A 25,628-nucleotide genomic window follows, 5' to 3' on the forward strand; every position below is an offset into this window, starting at 1 on the left:
TCAACAAGTACACTGGTGTCATGTCCGAGATCCGATGGTTGTCCGAACGCGAGCAGGACATCTGGCGTTCGTTCCTGTCGGCGACCCTTGGGCTGACCGACGCACTCGCCCGGCAGCTCCAGCGGGACGCCGGGATGCCGCACGCGTACTACGAGATTCTCGTCGCGCTGTCCGAGGCGCCGGACCGCACGATGCGCATGAGTGAGCTGGCAGGGGTCCGCAACTCCTCCCGTAGTCGGCTGTCACACGCCGTCGCCCGCCTCGAGGAGGCGGGCTGGGTGCGCCGCCGCGACTGTCCCACCGACAAACGCGGCTCGTTCGCGATGCTGACAGACGAGGGGTACGCCGCACTCGAGGCCGCGGCGCCGGGGCACGTGACCGAGGTGCGCGCGCGGCTGTTCGACCAGCTCACGCCGGAGCAGGTGGAGCAGCTGGGGGAGATCAGCAGGGCCATCCAGCGCGGCCTGGGCACCCCGCCCGCGGTGACCTGCCCGAGCCTGACCGCGGAGGGCCGCGCGTCCTGACGGACCCGCGCGCGTACCCAGTAGGCTGCCAGGGCCACCTGTCGCCGCCCGTCCGTGAGGCTCGCCGCCCCCATGCTGAACATCTTCGCCAGAGCCTCGGTCTCGCGCGTCACCGACCCGATCGGCGCGGCGCTCGTGCGGGCAGGGCTCACGCCGAACGGGATGACGCTCATCGGCACCGCGGGCGCGGTCGGGTTCGCGCTGTGGCTGTTCCCGACGGGGCACCTGCTGGCAGGCACGTTCGTCGTGTGGGGCTTCGTCATGCTCGACCTGCTCGACGGCGCGATGGCGCGCGCGCAGGGCGGCGGCACCAGGTTCGGCGGGGTGCTCGACTCGGTGTGCGACCGGCTCGCCGACGGCGCGCTGATGGCGGGCATCGCGTGGTACGCCTTCGAGGTCGCGGGCAGCCGGCTGCTCGGCGCGGCCGCGTTGATCTGCCTGGTGCTCGGCCAGGTCATCTCCTACATCAAGGCACGGGCCGAGGCAGCGGGACTCTCGGCGAACGTCGGCCTGGTCGAACGCGCGGAGCGGCTCATCATCGCGCTGGTCGGCACCGGCCTGACGGGGCTCGGGGTGCCCTACGCGGTCGACGTGGCGCTGTGGCTGCTCGTCGCCGGTTCTGTGATCACGGTGGGACAGCGGCTCGTCGCGGTGCGGCGGTCGGCGGCGGCAGCGGAGGCGGCATGAGCATCACGCAACGGTTGTCCGACCTCGCGTACGCCACGGGCTGGGGCGTCGTGCGGGGCATGCCGGAGCCGGTGGCGAACGGGCTGTTCCGGGCGGCGGCCGACCTCGGCGCGCGGCGCAACGGGCCGGGGACCCGGCAGATGCGCCGCAACTACGGGCGGGTGGTGCCGCAGGCGGGGCCCGCCGAGCTGGACGACCTGGTCCGGGCAGGCCTGCGGTCCTACGCGCGGTACTGGAAAGAGACGTTCCGCCTGCCCGGCATGGACCACGAGGCGATCTACCGCAAGGTCGACGCGGAGTTCGTCGGCAAGCCGCTGATCGACGCGGCCCTCGAGCGGGGCAAGGGCCTCGTCCTCGCGCTGCCGCACACCGGCAACTTCGACGTCTCCGGCATCTGGCTGGTCGCCACCCAGGGCTCGTTCACCACGGTCAACGAACGGCTCCAGCCGGAGTCGCTCTACCAGCGTTTCGTGGCCTTCCGCGAGTCGCTCGGGTTCGAGATCGTGCCCAGCGAGGGCGGTGCGTACCGGGTGCTGATCGAACGCCTGCGCGCCAACAAGATCGTGTGCCTGGTCGCCGACCGGGACCTGTCGAAGCGCGGCATCCCGGTCACCTTCTTCGGCGAGGAGACGAGGATGCCCGCCGGGCCCGCCCGGCTCGCGGCGGCCACCGGAGCGGAGGTCCTGATCGTGGACAACACGTTCACCGACGACGGCTGGGGCGTGCGGGTGCACACGCCGATCCACGTGCACGGCCGGGAGGACGTGGCGCCGGCGACCCAGCGGATGGCCGACGCGTTCGCCGCCGACATCGCGACCCACCCGGCCGACTGGCACATGATGCAGAAGCTCTGGCTCGCCGACCTCGACGACGACCGGCGGAAGGCACTGCAGGGATCGCGATGAAGATCGGCATCGTGTGCCCGTACTCCTTCGAGGTCCCCGGAGGGGTGCAGTCCCACGTGCTCGACCTCGCGAAGGCGCTGCGCAAACGCGGCCACGAGGTCGACGTGCTCGCCCCCGCCGACGAGGACACACCGCTGCCGGACTTCGTGCGCCCGGCGGGCCGCTCGGTCGGCATCCCCTACAACGGCTCGGTGGCGCGGCTGTCGTTCGGGCCGGTGTCCTACCGGCGGGTGCGCCGCTGGATCCGCGAGCACGACTTCGACGTGCTGCACCTGCACGAGCCGACGACGCCGAGCCTGTCGCTGCTGGCGCTGATGATCGCCGACGGGCCGATCGTCGCCACCTTCCACACGTCGACGTCCCGGTCGCGCACGCTGAGCGCGTTCCAGCCGGTGCTGCGGCCGTTCCTGGAGAAGATCACCGCGCGGATCGCGGTGTCCGCGCTCGCCCGCCGCGTGCAGGTGGAACACCTCGGCGGCGACGCCGTGGAGATCCCCAACGGGGTGGACGTCTCGTTCTTCTCCGCCGCCGAGCCGCTGCCGGGCTACCCGCGCGAGGGCGGCACGATCGGGTTCGTCGGCCGGTTCACCGAGCCGCGCAAGGGCATGCCGGTCCTGTTGTCCGCCATGAAGGTCCTGGCCCCGGAGTTCCCCGGACTGCAGTTGCTGGTGGTCGGCGGCGGCGACCAGGACGAGCTGCGGCGCCAGGCCGGACCGGAGCTGGCGGACCGGCTCGTGCTGCTGGGGCAGGCCGACGACCTGGTGAAGGCGCGGGCGCTGCGCAGCGTCGACGTCTACTGCGCGCCCAACACCGGCGGCGAGAGCTTCGGCATGATCCTCACGGAGGCCATGTCGGCGGGCGCGGCGGTGGTCGGCAGCGACCTCGACGCGTTCCGGCGCGTGCTCGACGACGGGCGGGCGGGTGCGCTGTTCCCGGTCGGCGACCCGGTCGGGCTCGCCGACGCGCTGCGGGGCATGCTTGTCTCCCCGCAGCGGCGTGCGTCGCTCGTGGCGACCGCGCGCAGGCGCGTGACGGTGTTCGACTGGACGGTCCTGTCCGGCCAGGTGCTGCGGGTCTACGAGCAGGCGATCGCCGCCGACCCGCGGCGGATCGTCGAGTCAGGTGCCGGTCTCGAGTCTGGTGAGGTGCAGTGACAGCGTTGGTCGTCACGCTTGTCGTCGTTGTTCTCGTCGTCGCGCTGGTCCTGGGGTTGTGGCTCGCCGCGACCGCGAACCGGCTGGACCGGCTGCACGTGCGCACCGACGCGGCGTGGGCGGCACTCGACGCCGCACTGGCCCGCCGTGCGGTGGTGGCCCGGGCGGTGGCCGCGGCGATCCGGCTCGACGACGTGAGCGCGGACCGGCTGCGTGCCGAGGCCGAACGCGCCGAGGGCACCCCGCGCGACGAGCGCGAGGAGGCGGAGAACCGGCTGTCGCTGCAGCTCGCGGCCGTGGACCGGGCGAAGCTGCCGCTCGCGCTGGCCGCCGAGCTGCTCGACGCCGAACACCGCGTGGTGATCGCGCGGCGGGTGCACAACGACGCCGTCCGCGACACCCTCACCCAGCGCCGCCGCAGGCTCGTGCGGTGGCTGAAGCTCGCGGGCACGGCGCCGCGGCCGGAGTACTTCGAGATCGTCGAGCCGACCCTGTCCGGCGAGCCGGACGCCGCGCCGCTGCCGAGGCCGTCGGCGCGGGTGCTGCTGATCGACGCCGAGCGCAGGGTGCTGCTGTTCAACGGCCACGACCCGATCCGCCCGGAGGCGCGGTTCTGGTTCACCGTCGGCGGCGGCGTCGAGCCGGGGGAGGACCTGCGCACGGCCGCGCTGCGCGAGCTGGCCGAGGAGACCGGCGTGAAGCTCTCCGACGACGCCCTGGTCGGCCCGGTGTGGCGGCGCCGCGTCGCGTTCAGCTTCGACGGCCGCACCTACGACGGCGAGGAGTGGTTCTTCGTGGCCGACCTCGCCGAGGACGTGGCCGTCGACACCTCCGGCTTCACCGAGCTGGAGAACGACACGGTGGACGGGCACAAGTGGTGGACCGTCGAGGAACTGCGCGCCACCGAGGAGACCGTGTACCCGGTGCAGCTGCCGTCGCTGCTGCCCGAGGTGCTGTCGACCCCGTGGAACGGCACGGTCCGCACGGTCCGCTGACCGGTGCCGCGACAGCCGCGTTCCCGCGTTGGGTGCCGGAACGCGCCTGTCACGGCACGGGGGCTAGGTGACCTGGGCGGCCAGGGACTCCGGCAGCGGGTCGTAGCGGACGAACTTGCGGGTGAACGTGGCCGAGCCGGACGTCATGGAACGCAGGTCGATCGCGTACCGCAGCAGGGACGTCGCCGGGACCTCGGCGCGGACCACGCTGTAGCCCGGTGACGCGTCGGCCTCCGTGCCGAGCACGCGACCGCGCCGGGACGACAGGTCGCCCAGCACCGTGCCGAGGTGGTCGTCGGGCAGCCGCACCGCGACCTCGTCGACGGGTTCCAGCAGCGAGATCCGGCCGTTCGCGGCCGCGTCCTTCAACGCGAGCGACCCCGCCATCTGGAACGCCGCGTCGGAGGAGTCGACGCTGTGCGCCTTGCCGTCGAACAGGGTGACGCGCAGGTCGACCACCGGGTAGCCCGCCTGCAGCCCCTTCTCCAGCTGCGCCCGGACGCCCTTCTCGACCGAGCCGATGAACTGCGACGGCACGGCCCCGCCGACGACCTTGTCGGCGAACTCGAACCCGGACCCGACCGGCAGCGGCTCGACCTCGATGTCGCACACGGCGTACTGGCCGTGCCCGCCGGACTGCTTGACGTGCCGCCCGTGCCCGCGCGCCTTGGTCGCGAACGTCTCCCGCAGCGCGACCTTCACCGGTTCGGTGTCGACGTCCGCGCCACCGGCCCGCAGCCGCGCGAGCACGACGTCGGCGTGCGCCTCGCCCATGCACCACAGCACCAGCTGGTGGGTCTCGCCGTTGCGTTCCAGCCGCAGCGTCGGGTCACCGGCCACGAGCCGGGAGAGGTTGCGGGACAACGTGTCCTCGTCGCTGCGGGTCTTGGCGACGATCGCCACCGGCAGCAGCGGTTCCGGCATCGTCCACGGCCGCATCAGCAGCGGCTTGTCCGGGCTGGACACGGTGTCGCCGGTCTCCGCGGAGCCGAGCTTGGTCAGCGCGCAGATGTCGCCCGCGACGCAGTGGGTGACCTCGCGCAGGTTGGAGCCGAGCGGCGAGTAGATGTGCGCGACGCGTTCGTCGACGTCGTGGTCCTCGTGACCGCGGTCGGCCATGCCGTGCCCGGAGATGTGCACCGGCCGCTCCGGCCGCAGCGTGCCGGAGAACACCCGGACGAGTGACACGCGGCCGACGTAGGAGTCGATGGCGGTGCGCACGACCTCGGCCACCAGCGGCCCGTCCGGGTCGGCGGAGATGCGGTCGCCGTTCTTGCCGTTGACGTCGGTCACGTCGGGCACGGTGTGCTCGAGCGGTGACGGGAACGCGCCGGTCAGCGCTTCGAGCAGCTCGGCGAGGCCGACGCCGCTGGTCGCGCACACGGGGATGACGGGGTGGAAGGAGCCGCGGGCGACGGCGGTCTCGAGGTCGGAGATCAGCGTCTCGGTCTCGATGTCCTCGCCCTCGAGGTAGCGGTCCATGAGGGTCTCGTCCTCGGACTCGGCGATGATCCCCTCGATCAGCTCGTTGCGTGCCTCGTCGATCCGCGCGAGGTCGTCCTCGTCCGGTTCGGCCACCGTGGGCGGGTAGCCGTTCGAGTAGTCGAAGAACCGGCGGGTGATCAGCCCCAGCAGCCCCGGCTTGCCGGCCGAGGGCAGGTAGAGCGGCAGCACGCCCGCGCCGAAGGCCTCCTGGCAGGCCCGGATCTCGGCCTCGGCGTCCGCGCGCTGGTGGTCCAGCCGCGCGACCACGACGGCCCTCGGCATGCGCACCGCGGCGCACTCCTCCCAGAGCGCGATGGTCGCCGGGTCGACGCCCTCGGCCGCGCACACGACGAACAGCGCGGCGTCGGCGGCACGCAGGCCGGCGCGCACCTCGCCGACGAAGTCCGCGTACCCGGGGGTGTCGATCAGGTTGATCTTGACGTCGTCGTGCACCAGCGGGGCCACGGACAACCCGACCGACCGCTGCTGTCGCTGCGCCGCGGGGTCGTGGTCGCAGACCGTGGTGCCCTCGGTGACCGTGCCCGCCCTGCTGATCACCCCGGCCGCGGCGAGCAGCGCCTCTGTGAGGGTGGTCTTCCCGGAACCGGATGGCCCGACGAGAACGATGTTCCGCACCTTGGCCGGGTCGTCTACAGCGACCGCGGCTCCGCCACCACCGCCGTTGTCGGAATTCTTGGCCATGCATCTCACCTCTCTGCGGAGCCTGCGGAGCAGACATCCGCCGCTGCCCACTGACCTCGTTGTCAGCCCGGATGCTTGGTGTCCGCTATGTGCTCGATCTCACACCTGTTTACCAGGCGGGACAACCCCAAGCAGAGAAGTGGCCTGGCGAGATACCTCGGAATTGGCACGCTGGCGGGGGCCACATCACACCTAAACTGGGTGGGGAATCCACATGGGAAGGACGAATTGGTGACTGACGTTTCGACCACTCCGGAGACGGGCACCGCGCGTGTCAAGCGCGGCATGGCGGAGATGCTCAAGGGCGGCGTGATCATGGACGTGGTCACCGCCGAGCAGGCGAAGATCGCCGAGGACGCCGGCGCGGTCGCCGTGATGGCGCTCGAGCGGGTGCCCGCGGACATCCGGGCGCAGGGCGGTGTGGCCCGCATGAGCGACCCCGACCTCATCGACGGGATCATCAACGCGGTCTCCATCCCGGTGATGGCCAAGGCCCGCATCGGCCACTTCGTCGAGGCGCAGGTCCTGCAGTCGCTGGGCGTGGACTACATCGACGAGTCCGAGGTGCTGACCCCGGCCGACTACGCCAACCACATCGACAAGTGGCAGTTCACCGTGCCGTTCGTGTGCGGTGCGACGAACCTGGGCGAGGCGCTGCGCCGGATCACCGAGGGCGCGGCCATGATCCGCTCCAAGGGCGAGGCGGGCACGGGCGACGTGTCCAACGCGACCACGCACATGCGCAAGATCCGCGCCGAGATCAAGCGGCTGACGTCGCTGCCCGAGGACGAGCTGTTCGTCGCCGCCAAGGAGCTGCAGGCGCCGTACGAACTGGTCAAGGAGGTGGCGCAGCTCGGCAAGCTGCCGGTGGTGCTGTTCACCGCGGGCGGTATCGCGACCCCGGCCGACGCGGCGATGATGATGCAGCTCGGCGCCGAGGGCGTGTTCGTCGGCTCCGGCATCTTCAAGTCGGGTGACCCGGCCAAGCGCGCGGAGGCGATCGTGAAGGCGACCGCGTTCCACGACGACCCCGACGTCATCGCGAAGGTGTCGCGCGGCCTCGGCGAGGCCATGGTCGGCATCAACGTCGAGGACGTCCCGGAGCCGCACCGGCTGGCCGAGCGCGGCTGGTAGTCACGTGTGCTCGGACACCATGACCGACGTGGTGCCGGGTTCGAGTGCCTCGAAGACGTGCGGGAGGTCGCCCGGGTAGGCGACGTAGTCACCCGGGCTGACCTCCACCGGGTCGTCGGTGAGGCCGAGCCGGGCGCGGCCGGAGCACAGCACGACGTGCTCGACCACGCCGGGCATGTGCGGCTCGGACTCGCGGACCGACCCGGGCTCGGCGGTGATCAGGTACAGGTCGCGGCGCGCGTTGGGCGGGCAGGCGGACAGGACGGTGGCGACGTAGTTCGCCCGTTCGGAGAACACCGCGGGGCCCTCGCCCTTGCGGATGATCTGCACCTTGGGCCGCACCGGTTCGATCAGCCGCGCGAAGGGTACGTCCAGTGCGACCGACAACGCCCACAGCGTCTCCACGCTCGGGTTGCCGCTCGCGGACTCCAGCTGGGACAGCGTCGACTTGGCGATGCCCGCGCGTTTCGCCAGCTCGGACAGCGACAGCCCGGCGCGTTCCCGCTCGCGGCGCAGGGAGAACGCGATGGCGTCCAGCGGGGCCTGTGCCATGACAGCTCCGTTCGATATACCGGACCGCTCGTTCTCCTTGACGAACGAACGCGTGGTGTTCATTCTAGAAGACATGCGTTCGATCTGGCGAACACTCACTCCATCCCTGCAACGGGACGCGCTGGCCATGGCCGGTGCGATCGCGGTCGTCGGCGTGTCGTTCGGCGCGATCGCCGTCGCGAGCGGTCTCGACTGGTGGATGCCGTCGGCCCTGTCCGTGCTGGTGTTCGCGGGCGGGTCGCAGTTCATGGTGGTCGGCGTCGTCGCCGCGGGCGGCGGGCTGGTCGCCGCGGTGGCGGGCGCCCTGCTGCTCAACGCGCGGCACCTGCCGTTCGGGCTCGCGCTCGGCGACCTCATGGGCCGCCGCCCGCTCGCGCGGGTCGTCGGCGCGCACCTGCTCATCGACGAGTCGGTCGCGTTCGCGCTGGCCCAGCGGGGCGACCCGGCCCGGGCACGCGCGGTGTTCTGGTTCCTCGGCACGACGGCGTTCGTCGTGTGGAACCTCGGCACGGTCGTGGGCGCGGCGGCCGGGCAGGTCATCGGCGACACCGGCGCGTTCGGCCTGGACGCCGCGTTCCCGGCCGCGCTGCTCGCCCTCGTGCTGCCCGCGCTGAAGAACGCGCGGGTGCGCAACGCGGCGCTGCTCGGCGCGGCGGTCGCGCTGGCGACCACGCCGTTCCTGCCCGCCGGGGTGCCGGTGCTGCTGTCGCTCGCCGGGCTGGTCGTGCTGGTCCCGGCGCCGAAGAAGAACGACGAGGTGGCGGCATGACCATCACGGCCATCCTGATCCTCGCGGCCGGCACGTACGCGTTCCGGCTGGCAGGCCCGCTGCTGCGGGCCCGGCTGGCCAAGGCGCACGGCGGGGAGGCCGAGCTGCCGCCGCGGCTCGCCGAGCTGTTGTCCGCCGCGGCCACCGTGCTGCTGGTCGCGCTCATCGCCACCTCGGCGCTCACCGACGGCGGCTCGTTCGCCGGGATCGCGCTGCCCGCGGGCGTGCTGGCGGGCGGGGTGCTGGCGTGGCGCAAGGCGCCGTTCGTCGTCGTGGTCGTCGCGGCCGCCGTGGTCGCGGCCGGGCTGCGGGCGCTCGGCGTGCCGTAAGTAAGCTGGACGAATCACAGGAGGTCAACCCGTGTCCGCTGGTCCGCTGATCGGTGTGCTCGCGCTGCAGGGAGACGTGCGCGAGCACCTCGCCGCGCTCGAGTCGAGTGGCGCGCGCGCGACGACCGTGCGCAGGCCGGCCGAGCTGTCCGAAGTGGACGGGCTGGTCCTGCCGGGCGGCGAGTCGACGACCATGTCCCGGCTGCTCGACATCTTCGAGCTGCTGACGCCGCTGCGCGAGCGCATCGCGGACGGCATGCCCGCGTACGGGTCGTGCGCGGGCATGATCCTGCTCGCCACCAAGGTGCTCGACGGCCGCGAGGACCAGCACCAGCTCGGCGGGCTGGACATGATCGTGCGGCGGAACGCGTTCGGCCGGCAGGTCGACTCCTTCGAGGAGGACCTCGAGTTCGCGGGCGTGGCAGGCGGCCCGGTGCACGCGGTGTTCATCCGCGCACCGTGGGTCGAGTCGGCGTCGCCGCAGGTCGAGGTGCTCGCGCGGGTGAGTGATGACCCGGAGGTCCCTGGTGGTGAGGCGGCCGCCGGTAGGATCGTCGCGGTCCGGCAGGGAACCGTGCTGGCCACGGCGTTCCACCCGGAGCTCACTGGGGACACGCGCGTACACAGACTGTTTGTCGAAATGGTGGAGGGTAGATCGTGAGCGGCCATTCAAAATGGGCCACAACCAAGCACAAGAAGGCCGCACTCGATGCCAAGCGGGGCAAACTCTTCGCCAAGCTGATCAAGAACATCGAGGTCGCGGCCCGCACCGGTGGCGGTGACCCGGACGGCAACCCGACGCTGTTCGACGCCATCCAGAAGGCGAAGAAGAACTCGGTCCCGCAGGACAACATCGAGCGCGCCCGCAAGCGCGGCGGTGGCGAGGAGGCGGGCGGCGCCGACTGGCAGACGATCATGTACGAGGGCTACGGCCCCAACGGCGTCGCCGTGCTGATCGAGTGCCTCACCGACAACCGCAACCGCGCCGCGAGCGAGGTCCGGACCGCCATGACCCGCAACGGCGGCTCCATGGCCGACCCGGGTTCGGTGTCGTACCTGTTCAACCGCAAGGGCGTCGTGCTCCTCCCGAAGAACGGCCTGTCCGAGGACGACGTGCTGATGGCCGTCCTCGAGGCCGGCGCCGAGGAGGTCAACGACCTCGGCGAGAGCTTCGAGGTCGTCAGTGAGGCCACCGACCTGGTCGCCGTGCGCACGGCGCTGCAGGAGGCGGGCTACGACTACGAGTCGGCCGAGGCGAGCTTCCTGCCGTCGGTCAGCGTCCCGCTCGACGCCGACGCGGCCCGCAAGGTGTTCCGGCTGATCGAGGCGCTCGAGGACAGCGACGACGTGCAGAACGTCTACGCCAATTTCGACGTGTCGGACGACGTGATGGCTGAGGTTGATGCATAACCCGCACTTACCGCCGCCGCCACGCCTGTCCGCCGGTGTGCTCACCGGCGTCGTCGCGTGGCGGCTGGTGGTCGCGGCGTGCGCGTTCACCGGGTTCTTCGCCGCGGTCGCGGTCATGTCCGACCCGTGGCCCGCGCTGTCGCAGCAGGCCAGCCTGCTCACCGGCGTGGTGTACCTCGGGCTCGCGGCCTACCCGCTGTGCACCGGCGGCCGCGCGCACGAGCCGGCGTCGCCGTGGCTGCGCGGTGCGGTGTGCGTCCTGCTGCTGCTCGTCGCAGGCACCTACCAGACGCTGATGAGCGGGGACGTCGACGACACGTACTCGCTGTTCGAGCACGTGGTCACGCCGCTCGTGGTGCTCGCCGACTGGGTGCTGGTGGGTCGCAGCCAGGCGCGGGTGCGGTGGTGGCACCCGTTCACGTGGCTGGTGTTCCCGCTGGCCTACCTCGGGTACTTCGTGGCGGCCAGGCCCGCGCTGTACGGCGGTTTCCTCGATCCCGACAGCAGCACGTTCGCGGGCATGGTGATGTTCTTCCTGCTGGCCGTGCTCGCCGCGGGGTACGTGCTGTACGCCATCGGCAAGGTGAAGGCCATGCCGTGGCAGGTCGCCCAGGTCGCACCGGAGGTGCCGCGATGACCACCGGACTCGGTGAGGAGGAGCGGCGCCTGCGGGACCGGTTCATCGCGGAGTCCAACGCGCACGGCGCCGCGGTCGTCGACGTCGCCGGGGACGAGCAGCACCCGCCGTACACGTTCTCCGTCGGCGCGTGGCGGCGGTTCGGGGTGCCGGAGGCCGTGACGATCGGGCTGCCGCCCGGCGCGGGCGAGTTCCTCGTCCGCAACTACGTGCGCCGCGCGGGCGAGGGCGAGGAGTTCCCGCCGGGCTCGGTGTGGGACGACCTCCTCGAGGGCGTGCTGGTCACGGTCGAGAACGTCAGCAAGGGCCACTACTTCACGTACTTCGGCAGCGTCTTCCTGCTCCACCCGGACGGCGACTTCGACGCGGTCCAGCTGATCACCGCCACCCCGGACGACATGTGGCCGTGGGAACCCGAGGCCCCGCCCGGCTTCGACCGCTGGCAGCCGATCCTGACCACCACCCACGCGCCGGAGAGCTGGACCCCCGGCGTCGACGGGCCCTGACCCCCGCGCAAGCGCGGACTGTGGTGCACTGGCCGCGTGACCATCCACATCGGACCCCTCGCGGACGCGCACGCCGGTGAGGCGCTGACCGTGCAGCGCGCCGCGTACGTCACCGAGGCGCAGCACTACGACGCGCCGCGCATCCCGCCGCTCGTCGAGACCCTCGCCGAACTCCGCGCGGACCTCGCGTCCGGGGTGCTCGCGCTCGGCGCGTGGGACGGCCACCGGCTCGCCGGTTCGGTCCGCGGCCGGGTCGACGGCGACCGGATGGAGGTCGCGCGGCTGTCGGTGGCGCCGGACCTGCAGGGCCGCGGGATCGGGCGCGCGCTGCTGTCGGCGGTCGAGGCGGCGGCCCCGGCCGCGGTGCGCACGTTCTGGTTGATCACCGGGTTCGACAGTGCGGACAATCTTCGCCTCTACCGCAAAGCGGGCTACGAGGTCGTCGGGCAGAGCACCGACCCGGCGGGCGTCACGTTGGTGGTGTTGGAGAAACCCCGACGAACCACGGCGAAGCCCGGTTAGGGTGTCGCGTACCCTCGGGCCGTCGCGGCCCTTTCACGAAGGCGATCCCGGATGATCATCTATGGCTGGAAGACGTACGTCCAGGTGCTGGCCGTGCTGCACCTGGTGTGCGCCCAGTGCGGCAACAACGCAGAACACGTCCTGCGCAAGCTGACGACGAAGTTCACGTTGTTCTGGATCCCGCTCTTCCCGATCAACAAGAAGCACACGCTGTTCTGCACCGCGTGCGAGAGCGAGCAGCGGGTGCCGGGTGATCAGGCACGGCAGCTGGCCGCGACCGCCGGCATGGGCGCACCGCCGATGCCGGGGCCCGCGCCCGCGATGGTCGCGCCCGGGATGCCGGGACCGGGGATGCCGCCACCCGGAATGCCGGGAATGCCCGGCTCCGCAATGGGTCCCGGCACGCCGTCGCCCGGCATGCCGGGTCCCGCGATGGTCGCGCCCGGGAGGTACGGACCGGGCACGCCGCCGCCCGGGATGCCCGGCCCGGCGATGGGACCCGGAACTCCGCCGCCGGGCGGGTGGATGCACCCCGGCCCCATGGGCCCGGGCACGCCGCCGCCGGGGATGCCCGGTCCGGCAATGGGTCCCGGCGCGCCGATGCCGCCCGGGCCGCCGTACCCGCCGCAGGGCTACCCGCCGCACGGTTACGGTCCCCGCTAGCGCCGCTCCACCTTGACGATCTGCGCGTCGAACTCCGACGGTTCCAGGCCCGCGTTGCAGGTGCTGACCATCTCCCGGGCGCTGGCGCCGGGGAACAGGTCGCTCACGCTCGCGGTCGCCTCGCACCCGCCCTCGCTGTCGTTGACGTCGAACGTGACCTCGTACGAGGCGAAGTCGGACCCCTTGTTGTAGATCGTCACCGACATGGACAGCTTCCCGGACTCGGGGTCCTGGTGCACTTCGCCCAGGTGCACGTCGATCTCGTCGCGCAGCAGCTCCTCGGTCTCGTCGCCGTCGGCGCCCGGGTTGCCCCAGAACTTGGTGAGCGCCACCGTCGACAACCCGATCGCGATCGTGCACAGGATCACGCCGACGATCGCCAGCACGTTGCCGCGGTTGCGCCCGGTGCACCCGTAGAGCCCGAAGGCGACGCCGGGGATCGCGAACACCAGCGGGAGCCACTCCCGCGCGTCGCTGAACGCGAACGGTGTCAGCGGCAGCAGGCAGCCGAGACCACCGAGCACCATGGCGATGGCGCCGAGTCCCGTGCCGGGCGCGGCCGGCGGCGGGAGCGGTGGCGCGGGCGCCGCGGCCGGGGCGGACTCGTTCTCGTCTGGTGGTCGCGGCGTGCCGCTGGTCATGGACATACGGACGATCTTGCACCACCCTGGACGGATGGCACGACCGCGCCCACTGGACATGTCCGAGGAGCAGCTCGGTTTCCGGCCCAGGGAAGCAGTTCGCTGGCTCGCACCGAAAGTCCTGATCACCACCGGTCTGCAGTCGATGCTCGCCGGGATCTTCGGTTCCTACGCGGACAAGAGGGAGTTGCAGGGCAGCCTGCCCGCGACGGTGCACGACCACGGTGACGACGACGAGCTGTGGCTCGACTTCGTCGCGGATCTCGGGGACGGGTTCGACGCCACCTACTCGATCGCGTCGCTGCTCGCCGCGCCGGAGCTGGTCCTCGACGGGCAGCCGACGCCGCGCGGCAGGCTCCTCGTGATGGGCGGCGACGAGGTCTACCCGGCGGCGTCCACCAACGCGTACGAGGACCGCAGCAAGGGCGTCTACCGCGCCGCGTTGCCGGTGCCGCCCGAGGAGCCGCCGACGCTGTTCGCCTTGCCCGGCAACCACGACTGGTACGACGGGCTCACCTCGTTCCTGCGCGTCTTCGCGCAGCGGCGGCCGTTCGGTGGCTGGCAGACCGAGCAGACCCGCAGCTACTTCGCGATCCGGCTGCCGAGGAACTGGTGGCTGTACGCCATCGACACCCAGTTCGACGACTACGTCGACGCGCCGCAGCTCGAGTACTTCCGCACCGCGTCCGCCGGGCTGCGGGAGGGCGACTCGATCATCCTGTGCACGTCGACGCCCGCGTGGGTGGAGGCAGGCTGCGGCGGCCGCGCGAAGGGGTACGACACCATCGAGTTCTTCCAGCGCGAGGTGATCCGCCCGCACGGGGCGAAGGTCCGCGTCATGCTGACCGGCGACAAACACCACTACGTGCGTTACGCCGAGGAGGGCGGCACGGGCCAGAAGATCACGGCAGGCCTCGGCGGCGCGTACCTCGCCTCGACGGACCGGATGCCGGCCACCCTCGACCTGCCGGGCGCGAAGTCGCGGGTGCGGGAACCGTCACCGCCGTCCCGGTACCGGCTGACGACCCGCTACCCGAGCCACACGGGCCGCCTCGCCGCGGGCATCTTCCGGTTGCCGTGGCGCAACCCCAGCTTCTGGGGGCTGACCGGTCTCATCCAGCTCCTCGCGACACTGGCGATGCTGTACGGGCTCGCCGAGTCCGCGACGCGGTCCGGGGTGTTCGGTCTGCTGGCCTCGTGGTCGCCCGCGCTGCTGGTGGCGGCCGTCCTGGTGCTCGTGGGAGTGACGTTCGCGCGGATCGACATACCGGAGACGAACAAGGTCAACGTCGTGGCGGGCGTGCTGCACGCCGTGGCGCACCTGGCGTTGAGCGCGGGCTGGGCGGTGGTGATCCGCTGGCTCTACCACGACGTCCTGCCCGGCGGGACCGTCGCAGCGGACTGGGTGATCTTCTTCGTCGCGACGGCGGGCACGCTGGTCGTGATCGGTTTCGTCGACGCCGAGCTGGTCGCGTTGTACCTGCTGATCGCGAGCCGGTTCGGCATCAACCTCAACGAGGTCATGGCGGGCCAGGGCATCGAGGACCACAAGGGCTTCCTGCGACTGCACGTCGGCCGCGACGGCACGCTGACCATATACCCGGTGAAGGTGGACCGCGTGTGCCGCGCGTGGCAACCCAACCCGGCCGGCGCGCCGACCGACCCGTGGCTGCTGCCGGAGCAGCCGCTCACCCCGGAACTGATCGAGCCGCCGGTGAAGGTGCCGCCTGCGTGATGGGGTTCTTCGGCGTGGGTTGGTGATCGTGGTCGGGGTGGCGCCCGTTTCCGACAGGCCACGCTCTGCGGAGTGCCCGGGTGGTGCCGACCGGATGCACTGGTGATTGTGTTCGGTGGTGTCGCAGCTTTGCGGGCCGAGCCTGTGGTGCCCGGCCGGGTTGTGGTGAGGATATCGGTGGTTTCGTCTTTTCCGACAGGTCTCGCCCCGCGGCCGGACCGTAGCGCCTGAGTGGTGCCGAGAATGGGGCGGCTTCCACCGGATGCACTGATGGTCGTATTCGATCGTGCGGTGGCGGCCCGCTGCGCGGGCCGGGCGCGAAGCGCCCGGTGAATGTTCGTCTTTCCTGACACGTCGGTCTCTCGTGGCTGTGCACGGAGTGTCCGGGTGGCGCCGTGAGTGGAGCGGCGTCGCCCGGATGCACTGATGGTCGTGTTCTGTCGTGTGTGGTGGCCCGCTTTGCGGGCCGGGCGTAGCGCGCGGCCCGTGGTGCCATGAATGGCGCGGTGGCGACGTCGATCGGACGTATTGATGGAGGTGTTCGGTCGTATGGGAGGTGCCCCGCTTCGCGGGCGGGGCGCGTAGCGCCCGGTGAATGTCGTTCCCGACAGGCCACGCTCTTGTGGCCCGGAGCGGAGTGCCCGGTGCCGCAAGTGGGTGGTGCCGACCGGATGCATTGGTGATTGTGTTCGGTGGTGTGTGGTGCCGCGCGCTTCGCGGCCCGAGCCTGTGGCGCCCGGCCGCGATGGGGTGAGGGCATCGGCGGTGCCGTGGATGTTTCGTCTTTCGGGCAGGTCCCGCTCCGTGGCCGGACCGTAGCGCCTGAGTGGTGCTGTGCGTGGGGCGCATTCACCGGATGCACTGATGGTCGTGTTCGGTCACGCGGCCCCGGCCCGCAACGGCAGTGCCATGAGCGACCGTCACGAGCCGCACGCCACACGTCATGGGAAAACGGGCCGACCGTTGTCCAGCGGCACATACACTCGCCCGGTGACACCAGCTCCACACGTGGTCGACTTCGCTGCCGGGCTCTACTGGCGCAAGAGCAAGCTCAACGGCAGGAAGTGCGTGCCCGCCATCCTGTCGGTGACGGGCGGTCGCCTCCGGCTGTCCGCGGTGGACGGGGTCGCGTTCGACGTGCCCTGTGCCGAGGCCCGCGCCAGGTTCACGGTCTTCTCCACGATGGTGCTGACGGCGGCGGGCAGGCGGTTCGACCTCGTCGGCACCGGGGCCGCGATGTCCCCGAAGTTCACGACCGCGCAGCTCGCCGAACTCGACGCGCTGCGGGCGCGGGCGACCACATCAGGCGCGACCGGCATGTTCGGCGGTGGTGGGGCGGAGTTGCTGTCGGCCGCGTTCGACATCGTCACCATGGTCGCGGCGATCAAGCCCTGGCGGACGGTGTTGCCCGCGGCCGGGGTGGTGGTGGCCTGAGGCGCCGGGGCGGACGGGGTTGCCATCCGCCCCGGCACCCGCCGGGTCACTGCCGCCGGGGGAGGTTGAACTCCTCCATCGCCATGACCGGGCGCAGGTGTTGTTCCGCGCCGCCCTTGGTGAAAGCGTTCCGCAGGATGTCGTCGCCCAGCAGGTTGCCCAGGGCGCCCATGACCATGCCCTGGTCGAGGGCCAGGTACCGCTTGGCGACCGTGCCGCTGCGGACGGCGATCGCGTCGTAGTAGCCGCCCGGGCCGTAGGCGTCGAAGTCGCGGCGCAGCTTGGCCAGCTCGGTCACGGCGGCGCGGGGCTGGTACGGCAGCGCGAGCACCACCGCGTGCGGGGTCACGACCCCGTCGCCGTACGAGGACGGCAACGGCTGCGCCTCACGGCAGCCCTCGAAGCCGACGTCCACCGACGTCTTCTCCTGGTCGCTCGTGTAGCCGGGGCCGTCGAGGCCCATCACGTCCACACCGTACTCGCGGTACCCGCCCGCCGGGTTGGACGCGGGCGAGAAGCCCCAGTAGCCGTACTTCGCGTCGTGGAGCCCGTGTTCGATCTGGCCGCGCACGTACACCGAGTGCTGCCGCGCCCACGAGTTCACGCCCCAGCGCACCTCGGGCACGAACATGTCCGGCATCAGCTCCTCGAACATGTCGCCACCCCACGTGGGCACGAACTTCAGCCCGCGGTAGGTGTAGTGGCCCTCGAACACCGGCACCCCGAGGTAGTCGACGAACTCACCGGACGGCTTCTGCTCCTGCCATGCCCAGTCGCACGTGTCCGGGAACGTCCGCCACGGCGCGAAGTAGTGCGCGGGCGGCACCTGGCCGAGCGAGATCGCGACGTAGGAGATCATGCGGGTCTCGGACGCGAACGAACCGTAGGTGTGGCACGTGTAGTACACCTCTGGGCCGACCCCGGTGTAGTTGCCGGGCAGGGAGCACTGCGGGGGAGGGGAGTCCCAGAAACCACCGCGCATGAGTCCGGCAGGCACGTCCGGGCCCCGGCCCTGCGGGTCGTAGTAGAACGAGAAGTCCATGGGCGCCAGGAGTTCCTGCGCCTGCGCGCGCACCTCGGGCACCGCGTTGCGGACCACCATCAGCGCGGCCGCGAGCCACGCGTTGTCCACACTGGACGCGAACGGGTACACGACCGACCCGTCCTCCGGCCACGTGGTGAGCCGTTCGAGCGTCGCCGGGTCGTACCAGTTGTAGAACTGGCCGGACGCCGGGTGGCGCTGCAGGCGGGCCACCGACGACAGCGTGGTCCTCGTGCGGGACACCAGTTCCCGCCGGGAGATCACGCCGAGGTCCTCGGCGACGATCGCCGACCACAGGTACGAGCCGATGTTCGTCGGCGACGTGTACTTCGAGCGGGTGGCCGGGTCGAGGTCGCCGCCGATGTTGTCGGCGGGCATCCCGGTCTCCGGCACGGTCATCGCGTCGAAAGACCGCCACGTGTCGCGCACCAGCGCGAGGTGCGGTGCCGTGGCGGACGCCGTGGCTGGCGCCAGCGGGGACAGCAGCGCCGCGGCGAGCACGGCGACGCCAGCCAGTCGTAATCGGGACATGCGTGGCTCCTCTTACTTCAGTCCGGTCGTCGCGATTCCGCGGACGAAATGACGTTGCAGCAGGACGAACACGACGAGCACCGGCACCACGACCACGACCGCGCCCGCGAGGAGCAGGTCGTACTCGGTCCGGTTCTGACCGATCGCGTACAGCGCGAGCGCGACCGGCAGGGTGTACGTCTCCTCCTCGGTGGCCGCGACCAGCGGCCAGAGGAAGTTGTTCCAGGAGGCCAGGAACGTGAGGATGCCGAGCGTGGCGAGCGCGGGACGGCACAGCGGCAGCACGATCTGCCAGAAGATCCGCAACTCGCTCGCCGCGTCGATCCGCGCGGCCTCCAGCAGGTCGTCCGGGATGGACAGGATGAACTGCCGCATCAGGAACACGCCGAACGCCTGCGCCAGGTAGGGGAGGATCAGCCCGGCGAGCGTGTTGACCAGCCCCAGGTTGGACGAGAGCACGAACAGCGGCACCATCGTGACGATGCTCGGCACCATCAGCGTGCCCAGCACGATCCCGAACAGCACCCTCTTGCCCGCGAACGGCAGCTTCGCGAGCGCGTACCCGGCCGCCGAGCAGAACAGCAGGTTGCCGACGGTCGTGACGATCGCGACCACGGCCGAGTTCGTGAAGTACGTGGGGAAGTCCAGCCGGTCGAACAGGGTCCCGTAGTTCGCGAACGTCGGGTCGTTCGGCCACCACGTCGGCGGGTCGGCGCGGATCTCGCCCTCGGGTTTGAACGAGGACAGCAGCATCCAGACGAACGGCCCGACGACGAGCAGCAGCCCGCCGAACAACAGCACGTACAGCACCGCCTTGGCGATCCTGTCCCGAGAACGCGGCCTGTCAGTCATCGACGTTGTTCCTCAGCAGCTTGAACCAGGCGATGGACAGCAGCACCACGACCACGAACAGCACGTAGCCCATGGCGGAGGCGTAGCCGTAGTTGCCGAACCCGAACTGGTTGTAGGTCGCGTACGCCATCGACAGGGTCGAGTCCAGCGGGCCGCCCTGCGTCATCACGAACGGCTCCTCGAAGAACTGCACGTAGCCGATCGTGGTGATCACGGCGACGAACAGCATGGTGGGCCGCAGCATCGGCAGCGTCAGGTGCCGGAACTGCTGGAACCGCTTGGCGCCGTCGATCGTGGCGGCCTCGTACAGGTCCTTCGGGATGGCCTGCAGCCCGGCCAGGAAGATCACCATGCCGAACCCGAGGTTGCGCCACGCGCCCATCACGATCAGCGTCGGCAGCGCGAACGTCTGGTTGTCGAGCCAGTTCGGGCCCTGGATCCCGGCGAACCCGAGGATCTCGTTCAGCAACCCGGTGTCGGGCTGCAGCACGAACCGCCACACCACGGAGATCGCCACGATGCTGGTGACGACCGGCAGGTAGTAGCCGACCCGGAACAGCGTCCGGAACCGCACCAGGCCCGAGTTGAGCCCGAGCGCGACGAGCAGCGACAGCGCCATGGTGAGCGGCACGCCGACCACCACGAACACGGCCGTGTTGCCCGCCGCGGTCAGGAACTTCTCGTCGGAGAACAGCCGGACGTAGTTCTCCAGCCCGATCACGTTGACGTTGAACGGGTTCAGCAGGTCCGCGCTGCGCAGGTCGGTCACGCTCATCACGAGCGACGCGACGACCGGCCCGGCGGTGAACACGAGGAACAGCACCGCGAACGGCAGCGCGAACCCCCAGCCGGTCAGCGCGCGGGAGGTTCGCCGGGCCCGCGCGGGCGGGCGCGGGCCCGGCACGACCGCGGGATCCGCGGCCGGGTCTCGCGGGACGGTGCGGTCCCGTACCTCTGGCACGTCAGCCACCCGTGCCGATCGACGTGGCCTGGGCCTGCATGGCCTTCGCCGCGTCGGCGGCCGACTCGGTGCCCTTCGCGACCTTCTCCAGCTCGCTGTCGATGCCTGCCGCGATCTGCTCCCACGTCGGGATCGACGGCGGCGCCTTGGCCTTGTCGAGCTGGTCGCCGAACACCTTCAGCTGCGGGTCACCGGCCAGCGCCTCGTCGTCCCACGCGGCCTGCACCGACGGCAGGTCCGACACCGTCCGGTACCACTTGACCTGCACCTCCGGCCGCATCAGGTACGACACGAACTTCCAGGCGGCGTCCCGGTTCTCGGTGTTCTTGAAGACGGACATGTTGGACCCGCCGATGAACGACGTGTAGTCGCCGTCGCCCGACGGCATCGGCCACAGCTCGTACTTGCCCTCGCCGCCCAGCTCGTTCAGCAGCCCGATGTGCCACGGCCCGGACACGAACGACGCGATCTCGCCGGAGAGGATCTTCGGCTCGGTCTCGCCCTCGCGCAGGCGGTCCTTGGTGGACAGACCCTCGTCGTAGAAGGACTTGTAGTACTCCAGTGCCTCGACCGCCTGCGGCGAGTCCAGCGTGAACTTCGACCCGTCGTGGATGTCGCCGCCGTTCTGCCACACGAACGGCATCACGGTCTGCCACGCGCCCGTCTGGCCGGGCTGCAGGTAGGTGCCCCACTTGGCGCCGCCCTTGGACTGCATGGCCTTGACAGACTGCTTCAGCTCGTCCCACGTCGTGGGGGCCTCGGTGATCCCGGCCTTCTCGGCGACGGCCTTGTTCACGTACAGCAGCCGGGTCTCCACGTACCACGGGACGCTGTAGGAGGTGCCGTCGACGACGCCGGTCTCCCACGCGCCGGGGAAGAAGTCGTCCTCGTTCACGAAGTCCGGCGGCACCACGTCCAGCGCGCCGGTCTTGGCGAACTCGCCGACCCAGGTGGTGCCGAGCATGGTCACGTCGGGTGTCTCCTGGCCCGCGATGGCGGCGGCGAGCTTGTTGTGCGCGCCGTCCCACGGCACCGGCGTGACGGTGACCTTCGCGTCCGGGTTCTCCTTCATGAAGTCGTCGGCGAGGACCGACAGCTTCTCGCCCTCGGTGCCCATGGCCCAGACGGTGATCTCGCCGGACGCCTTGCCCGCGGCGACCTCCTCGCCCTGCTTGGCGCCCGCGTCGCCGCTCTCGCGCCCGCACGCCGACGCGGCCAGCGCGGCCGCGGTGACAGCGGCCAGCAATACTGTTCGCCTGCTGGGTCGGGTCATGCTGTACCTCCGGAGGGGTCGTGACTACCGCAGCTGGCGCGGATCACCAGCCGGGTCGGCAGCACCTCGCGGCGTGCCGGTGTCCGTGTGGCTGTCTGTGCGGTCTTCGCGCCGCCGATGCGCTCGTCCAGCCACCGCGCGGCGGTGGCGCCCAGCTCGCGCATCGACTGGTGCACGGTGGTCAGCCGGGCGTAGCCGGCGGCCATGATGTCGTCCCAGCCCGTCAGCGCGACGTCGCCGGGCACGGAAAGCCCCAGGTCCTCGGCGGCCCGCAGCGCACCGAGCGCCACCTCGTCGTTGGCGCACACGACCGCGTCGGGGCGGGTGCCCAGCAGGTGCTCGGCCGCCGCGTAGCCGGACCGGACGTCGAAGGCGCACGGTGTGGCGGCCGGGACGGTGAACCCGCCGTCGGTGAGCGCGCGGCGGAAACCCTTGTAGCGGCCGGCGACGTCCGGTGATTCCGCCGGGTCGCCGAGGAACGCGATCCGCCGGTGCCCGTGACCGAGCAGGTGGGCGGTCAGGTCCCGGGCACTGGTCTCGTTGTCGGCGGTCACGGTGTCGACGAGCCCGACCGGCGGGCGGGCCAGCAGCACGAGCGGCAGCCCGGTGTCGGCGATGCGGGCCACCACGTGGTCGCCGACCGTCCGGCCCATGATCACCATGCCGTCGACGCGCCCGGCCAGCTCGAGCACCGCCTCCTCGGCGTTCGCGCGACCGTTCGTGGCGAGGATCAGGACGCTGCGGCCCAGCTCGGCGACGACCTCCTCGTACCCGAGGACCACCTCGGCGTAGTACGGGCCGGACAGGTCGGGGAACACGATGCCGTTCGCGGCGTGCTGGCCCTCGGCGAGCGCGCGGCCCGCGCGGCTGGGGCGGAAGCGCAGCTCCTCGGCGACCTGCTGGACGCGCCGCCGGGTGGCGGGCGCGACCAGGTCGGAGTCGCGCAGCGCACGGGACACGGTGGCGATCGACACCCCGGCCCGTTCGGCCACCTCGTAGATGGTGACCGGCCGTCGTTCCCGACCCGACATGGCGGCCTTCCGTCGTTGGAAGCGCTTACATTTCTGTTGTGTGCAGTTCTAACACGCATGTCAAGTGAAGGCGCTTTCATTGGCCTCGACCTGCGGTTGTGAATCGAACGTTCCAAAACTCTGGTACGGTCGGGGCATGCCGAGGCCGAGGGAGTTCGACGAGGACCGCGCACTGGACGCCGCGATGCGCGCGTTCTGGTCGGCGGGCTACGAGGCCACGTCGACCCAGGACCTGTGCGCGGCGACCGGGCTCGGGCGGTCCAGCATCTACAACACCTTCCGCAGCAAGCGGGACCTGTTCGAGCAGGCGCTGACGCGGTACATGACCGAGCGGACCGCCGCCGCGCTCGCGCTGCTGGCGCAGGACCGCCCGGTCCGGGAGCGGGTCCGCGCCCTGCTGTGGCAGTCGGTCGACGCGCCGGAGGACGACCCGCTCGGCTGCCTCGTGGTCAACTCGCTGGTCGAGCTGGGGCCGCGGGACGAGCACGTCGCCGCCCTGCTCCGGGCCGACCAGGACCGGCGCTTCGCCGCGCTGCGGGACGCGTTCGCCGCCGGGCGCGCCGCGGGGGAGATCGCGGCGGGCAAGGATCCGGACGCGCTCGCGCACTTCGTCATGTCGTCGATCAACGGCATGCGGGTCATGGCGCGGGCGGGCGCCGGCCGCGCGACGCTCGAGTCCGTGGCCGAGGTGGCGCTGACCGCCATCTGACCTCCGGTGCGGGACGACGGCGTGCCCGCACGCACGCATTCTGAACCAATCGATCCAAAACAGGAGGAACCGTGCCGCTCGCCGTGTACGTCATCGGGCTGTCGATCTTCGCCCAGGGCACGTCCGAGCTGATGCTCGCCGGGCTGCTGCCCGAACTCGCCCGCGACCTCGACGTGGGGATCCCCCAGGCCGGACTGCTGATCTCCGCGTTCGCGGTCGGCATGCTCGCCGGCGCGCCCGTCCTCGCGGTCGTCACCCTGCGCTGGCCGCGGCGGGCCACCCTGCTGGCGTTCCTCGCGGTGTTCGCGGTCGTGCACGTCGCCGCCGCGCTCACGGACAGTTACGAATTCCTCCTGGTCACGCGGGTCGTCGGCGCGTTCGTCTACGCCGGGTTCTGGGCGGTCGCGACGGTCGCGGTGCTGTCGCTCGTGCCCGAGGACAGCCGCGGGCGTGCCATGGGCATCGTCGCGGGCGGGCTCACCGTCGCCACCATCGCCGGGCTCCCCGCGGGCACGTTCGTGGGGCAGCACCTCGGCTGGCGCGCGGCGTTCTGGGCGGTCGCGATCATGTCGCTGCTCGCGATGGCCGCCGTGCGCGCCACCGTCCACAACGGACCGACGACCGGCGCGCGGCCGAGCGTCGCCGCCGAGCTGCGGGCCATGGCCAACCCGCGCCTCTGGCTCGCCTACGCCACCACCGCGCTCCTCATGACCGCGTTGATCGTCACGTTCGGTTACCTCGCGCCGCTGCTCACCGAGACCACCGGGCTGCCCGACGGCGCGGTCCCGGTCGTGCTCGGCGTCTACGGGCTCGGCTCGCTCATCGGCATCACGGTCGGCGGCCGCACCGCCGACCGGCACCCGTTCCGCACCCTCGCCTACGGCACCGGCGGCCTCGTCGCCGCCAGCGCCGTGCTCGCCGCGACCGCGCACGCGCCCCTGCCCGCGATCGCCGCGGTCTTCCTGATCGGCGCGTTCGGCTTCGCGGTGAACCCGGCGCTCAACACCCGGGTGTTCGCCGAGTCGGCACAGGCCCCGACCCTGGCCGCGGCGCTGAACATCGCCGCCTTCAACGTCGGCATCACCGCGGGCCCGTGGCTCGGCGGCCGCGCGCTCGACGCAGGCGCGGACTACCCGGTCGTCGCCTGGCTCGGCGCTGCCACCGGGGTGGTGGCACTCGGCGCGGTCGCGCTCGGCGCCGTGTCGGTGCGCAGGGAGAAGGCCCTGGTCCCCTAGGCTTCGAACTGATGTTCTCGACAGCCAAGACCATGCGCGTGCTCGGCGTGGACCCCGGCCTGACCCGCTGCGGGATCGCCGTCGTCGACGGGGCCGTGGGCCGGAAGGTGACCTGCGTCCAGGTGGACGTGGTGCGCACCCCGGTCGACGCCGACCTCGCCGTGCGCCTGCTCGCCGTGTCCGACGCCGTCGAGGACTGGCTCGACCGCCACCGCCCGGACGTGGTGGCGGTCGAACGGGTCTTCAGCCAGTACAACGTCCGCACCGCCATGGGCACCGCCCAGGCCGGCGGCGTCGTGGCCCTGGCCGCCGCCAAGCGCGGCCTGCCGGTCGTGTTCCACACGCCGTCCGAGGTCAAGGCCGCGGTCACCGGCTCCGGCCGCGCCGACAAGGCGCAGGTCACGGCCATGGTCACGAAGCTGCTGGGGCTGCGGACGGCGCCGAGGCCCGCGGACGCGGCGGACGCCATCGCCATCGCCGTCTGCCACATCTGGCGCGCACCCATGCGCAACCGGCTCGCCGAGGCCGAGGCGAAGGCCGCCGAACTCGCCCGCAACCACAAGGCACGGCTCGCCGAGGCCGCCAACAAGAGGAAGACGACCACATGATCTCCCGCGTACGGGGCACGGTGCTCTCGATCGGTCTCGACCACGTGGTGGTCGAGGTCGGCGGGGTCGGCCTGACGATCACCGCCACCCCGGCCACCCTCGCCACGCTGCGCACCGGCGAGGAGGCGATCCTCGAGACCACGCTCGTCGTCCGCGAGGACTCCCTGACGCTGTTCGGGTTCGCCGACTCGCAGTCCCGCGAGCTGTTCGGCCTGCTGCAGACCGTCTCCGGGATCGGCCCGCGCATCGCCATGGCCACGCTCGCCGTGCTCGACCCGAACCAGCTGCGTGCCGCGCTCGGCGAGGGCGCCGTCTCCGTGCTCACCCAGGTGCCCGGCATCGGCCGCAAGGGCGCGGAACGCCTCATCGTCGAGCTGCGGGACAAGGTCGGCGCGCTCGCCGCCGTCACCGCCGAGTCGGTGGCCACCGGCAACGGCGCGGTGCGGGGGAGTGTCGTCGAGGCGCTGACCGGGCTCGGGTTCGCCGCCAAGCAGGCCGAGCAGGCGGTCGACGGGGTGCTCGCCGAGAACGGCCACGCCGACACCGCCACCGTCCTGCGCAGGGCGCTCGCCACCCTGGGCAAGAAGCGGTAGCGGGTCGTG

The 25,628-nt window shown here is 71.5% G+C and carries 28 protein-coding genes; 20 read left to right on the top strand and 8 right to left on the bottom strand.

The window, feature by feature from the left end; genetic code table 11:
* The first annotated feature begins 20 nt into the window (after positions 1-20).
* From ACYQ77_RS23980 to ACYQ77_RS24000, 5 genes are all read left to right on the top strand, one after another.
* Positions 21-524 carry a MarR family winged helix-turn-helix transcriptional regulator gene (locus ACYQ77_RS23980; protein WP_459714944.1) on the top strand — a complete coding sequence of 168 codons (504 nt, stop codon included), beginning with the start codon at positions 21-23 and terminating at the stop codon, positions 522-524.
* A 72-nt stretch (positions 525-596) separates the two neighbouring features.
* The gene (gene pgsA, locus ACYQ77_RS23985; protein WP_459714946.1) at positions 597-1,211 is read left to right on the top strand and encodes a phosphatidylinositol phosphate synthase; all 615 of its coding nucleotides are present in this window, start codon (positions 597-599) and stop codon (positions 1,209-1,211) included.
* Positions 1,208-2,116, top strand: coding sequence for a phosphatidylinositol mannoside acyltransferase (locus ACYQ77_RS23990; protein ID WP_459714947.1), 909 nt, complete (start codon positions 1,208-1,210; stop codon positions 2,114-2,116). Before pgsA ends, ACYQ77_RS23990 begins: the two co-directional genes overlap by 4 nt.
* Entirely contained in the window at positions 2,113-3,270 is a 1,158-nt protein-coding gene (locus ACYQ77_RS23995) for a glycosyltransferase family 4 protein (RefSeq protein ID WP_459714949.1), read from the top strand. The genes ACYQ77_RS23990 and ACYQ77_RS23995 overlap by 4 nt, the downstream gene beginning before the upstream one ends.
* Positions 3,267-4,265: an NUDIX hydrolase gene (locus ACYQ77_RS24000; RefSeq protein WP_459714950.1), complete on the top strand. Its 999-nt coding sequence runs from the start codon at positions 3,267-3,269 to the stop codon at positions 4,263-4,265. Before ACYQ77_RS23995 ends, ACYQ77_RS24000 begins: the two co-directional genes overlap by 4 nt.
* 63 nt (positions 4,266-4,328) lie before the next feature.
* Here the strand turns inward: ACYQ77_RS24000 and ACYQ77_RS24005 are convergent, their stop codons facing one another.
* Positions 4,329-6,452: an elongation factor G-like protein EF-G2 gene (locus ACYQ77_RS24005; protein ID WP_459714953.1), complete on the bottom strand. Its 2,124-nt coding sequence runs from the start codon at positions 6,450-6,452 to the stop codon at positions 4,329-4,331.
* Between the two features lie 231 nt (positions 6,453-6,683).
* Here ACYQ77_RS24005 and pdxS point away from each other — a divergent pair, with 231 nt between their 5' ends.
* A complete protein-coding gene (gene pdxS / locus ACYQ77_RS24010; RefSeq protein WP_459714956.1) occupies positions 6,684-7,586 on the top strand; it encodes a pyridoxal 5'-phosphate synthase lyase subunit PdxS in 903 nt (300 codons plus the stop codon).
* Here pdxS and ACYQ77_RS24015 read toward each other — a convergent pair whose 3' ends face one another.
* The gene (locus tag ACYQ77_RS24015) at positions 7,587-8,138 is read right to left on the bottom strand and encodes a helix-turn-helix domain-containing protein (RefSeq protein WP_459714957.1); all 552 of its coding nucleotides are present in this window, start codon (positions 8,136-8,138) and stop codon (positions 7,587-7,589) included.
* 73 nt (positions 8,139-8,211) lie between these two features.
* Between ACYQ77_RS24015 and ACYQ77_RS24020 the strand changes: the two genes are divergently transcribed.
* Genes ACYQ77_RS24020 through ACYQ77_RS24055 form a run of 8 tightly spaced genes read left to right on the top strand, consistent with a single transcriptional unit; the run spans position 8,212 to position 12,974 of the window.
* Positions 8,212-8,907, top strand: coding sequence for an AzlC family ABC transporter permease (locus tag ACYQ77_RS24020; RefSeq protein WP_459714959.1), 696 nt, complete (start codon positions 8,212-8,214; stop codon positions 8,905-8,907).
* Entirely contained in the window at positions 8,904-9,236 is a 333-nt protein-coding gene (locus ACYQ77_RS24025) for an AzlD domain-containing protein (RefSeq protein ID WP_459714961.1), read from the top strand. The genes ACYQ77_RS24020 and ACYQ77_RS24025 overlap by 4 nt, the downstream gene beginning before the upstream one ends.
* 31 nt (positions 9,237-9,267) lie before the next feature.
* Complete coding sequence (gene pdxT, locus ACYQ77_RS24030; RefSeq protein ID WP_459714962.1) at positions 9,268-9,897, top strand: pyridoxal 5'-phosphate synthase glutaminase subunit PdxT; 630 nt, start codon at positions 9,268-9,270, stop codon at positions 9,895-9,897.
* Positions 9,894-10,646 carry a YebC/PmpR family DNA-binding transcriptional regulator gene (locus ACYQ77_RS24035; RefSeq protein ID WP_459714963.1) on the top strand — a complete coding sequence of 251 codons (753 nt, stop codon included), beginning with the start codon at positions 9,894-9,896 and terminating at the stop codon, positions 10,644-10,646. The genes pdxT and ACYQ77_RS24035 overlap by 4 nt, the downstream gene beginning before the upstream one ends.
* Positions 10,639-11,283, top strand: coding sequence for a hypothetical protein (locus tag ACYQ77_RS24040; protein WP_459714964.1), 645 nt, complete (start codon positions 10,639-10,641; stop codon positions 11,281-11,283). Before ACYQ77_RS24035 ends, ACYQ77_RS24040 begins: the two co-directional genes overlap by 8 nt.
* Positions 11,280-11,789, top strand: coding sequence for a DUF4262 domain-containing protein (locus tag ACYQ77_RS24045; RefSeq protein WP_459714966.1), 510 nt, complete (start codon positions 11,280-11,282; stop codon positions 11,787-11,789). The genes ACYQ77_RS24040 and ACYQ77_RS24045 overlap by 4 nt, the downstream gene beginning before the upstream one ends.
* 36 nt (positions 11,790-11,825) lie before the next feature.
* Positions 11,826-12,311 (top strand): GNAT family N-acetyltransferase, encoded by a 486-nt coding sequence (locus ACYQ77_RS24050; protein ID WP_459714967.1) that lies wholly within the window; start codon positions 11,826-11,828, stop codon positions 12,309-12,311.
* Between the two features lie 51 nt (positions 12,312-12,362).
* Positions 12,363-12,974, top strand: coding sequence for a zinc ribbon domain-containing protein (locus ACYQ77_RS24055; RefSeq protein ID WP_459714969.1), 612 nt, complete (start codon positions 12,363-12,365; stop codon positions 12,972-12,974).
* Here the strand turns inward: ACYQ77_RS24055 and ACYQ77_RS24060 are convergent.
* Positions 12,971-13,621, bottom strand: a complete 651-nt coding sequence (locus tag ACYQ77_RS24060) for a hypothetical protein (protein WP_459714972.1) — start codon at positions 13,619-13,621, stop codon at positions 12,971-12,973. The two genes, ACYQ77_RS24055 and ACYQ77_RS24060, sit on opposite strands and share 4 nt — an antisense overlap.
* 28 nt (positions 13,622-13,649) lie before the next feature.
* Between ACYQ77_RS24060 and ACYQ77_RS24065 the strand changes: the two genes are divergently transcribed.
* Both ACYQ77_RS24065 and ACYQ77_RS24070 read left to right on the top strand, forming a co-directional pair.
* The gene (locus ACYQ77_RS24065) at positions 13,650-15,350 is read left to right on the top strand and encodes a metallophosphoesterase family protein (RefSeq protein ID WP_459714974.1); all 1,701 of its coding nucleotides are present in this window, start codon (positions 13,650-13,652) and stop codon (positions 15,348-15,350) included.
* A gap of 990 nt (positions 15,351-16,340) precedes the next feature.
* A complete protein-coding gene (locus tag ACYQ77_RS24070) occupies positions 16,341-16,784 on the top strand; it encodes a hypothetical protein (RefSeq protein WP_459714977.1) in 444 nt (147 codons plus the stop codon).
* Positions 16,785-16,830: 46 nt separating this feature from the next.
* Here the strand turns inward: ACYQ77_RS24070 and ACYQ77_RS24075 are convergent, their stop codons facing one another.
* Genes ACYQ77_RS24075 through ACYQ77_RS24095 form a run of 5 tightly spaced genes read right to left on the bottom strand, consistent with a single transcriptional unit; the run spans position 16,831 to position 22,474 of the window.
* Positions 16,831-18,357: a glucoamylase family protein gene (locus ACYQ77_RS24075; protein WP_459714978.1), complete on the bottom strand. Its 1,527-nt coding sequence runs from the start codon at positions 18,355-18,357 to the stop codon at positions 16,831-16,833.
* Positions 18,358-18,369: 12 nt separating this feature from the next.
* Positions 18,370-19,209: a carbohydrate ABC transporter permease gene (locus ACYQ77_RS24080; protein ID WP_459714981.1), complete on the bottom strand. Its 840-nt coding sequence runs from the start codon at positions 19,207-19,209 to the stop codon at positions 18,370-18,372.
* The gene (locus tag ACYQ77_RS24085; protein WP_459714984.1) at positions 19,202-20,170 is read right to left on the bottom strand and encodes a carbohydrate ABC transporter permease; all 969 of its coding nucleotides are present in this window, start codon (positions 20,168-20,170) and stop codon (positions 19,202-19,204) included. Before ACYQ77_RS24085 ends, ACYQ77_RS24080 begins: the two co-directional genes overlap by 8 nt.
* A gap of 1 nt (position 20,171) precedes the next feature.
* The gene (locus ACYQ77_RS24090; RefSeq protein WP_459714986.1) at positions 20,172-21,443 is read right to left on the bottom strand and encodes a sugar ABC transporter substrate-binding protein; all 1,272 of its coding nucleotides are present in this window, start codon (positions 21,441-21,443) and stop codon (positions 20,172-20,174) included.
* Positions 21,440-22,474 carry a LacI family DNA-binding transcriptional regulator gene (locus ACYQ77_RS24095; protein WP_459714988.1) on the bottom strand — a complete coding sequence of 345 codons (1,035 nt, stop codon included), beginning with the start codon at positions 22,472-22,474 and terminating at the stop codon, positions 21,440-21,442. The genes ACYQ77_RS24090 and ACYQ77_RS24095 overlap by 4 nt, the downstream gene beginning before the upstream one ends.
* Before the next feature lie 136 nt (positions 22,475-22,610).
* On the opposite strand from ACYQ77_RS24095, the gene ACYQ77_RS24100 reads away from it, so the two are divergent.
* The 4 genes from ACYQ77_RS24100 to ruvA all read left to right on the top strand — a co-directional run bounded on the left by ACYQ77_RS24100 (position 22,611) and on the right by ruvA (position 25,619).
* Entirely contained in the window at positions 22,611-23,183 is a 573-nt protein-coding gene (locus tag ACYQ77_RS24100) for a TetR/AcrR family transcriptional regulator (protein ID WP_459714990.1), read from the top strand.
* Positions 23,184-23,254: 71 nt separating this feature from the next.
* Positions 23,255-24,418: a Cmx/CmrA family chloramphenicol efflux MFS transporter gene (locus tag ACYQ77_RS24105; RefSeq protein ID WP_459714993.1), complete on the top strand. Its 1,164-nt coding sequence runs from the start codon at positions 23,255-23,257 to the stop codon at positions 24,416-24,418.
* Positions 24,419-24,450: 32 nt separating this feature from the next.
* Positions 24,451-25,026 carry a crossover junction endodeoxyribonuclease RuvC gene (gene ruvC, locus ACYQ77_RS24110; RefSeq protein WP_459715793.1) on the top strand — a complete coding sequence of 192 codons (576 nt, stop codon included), beginning with the start codon at positions 24,451-24,453 and terminating at the stop codon, positions 25,024-25,026.
* A complete protein-coding gene (gene ruvA / locus ACYQ77_RS24115) occupies positions 25,023-25,619 on the top strand; it encodes a Holliday junction branch migration protein RuvA (RefSeq protein WP_459714996.1) in 597 nt (198 codons plus the stop codon). Before ruvC ends, ruvA begins: the two co-directional genes overlap by 4 nt.
* Positions 25,620-25,628 lie beyond the last annotated feature (9 nt).

The sequence above is a fragment of the Actinophytocola sp. KF-1 genome (assembly GCF_054661535.1).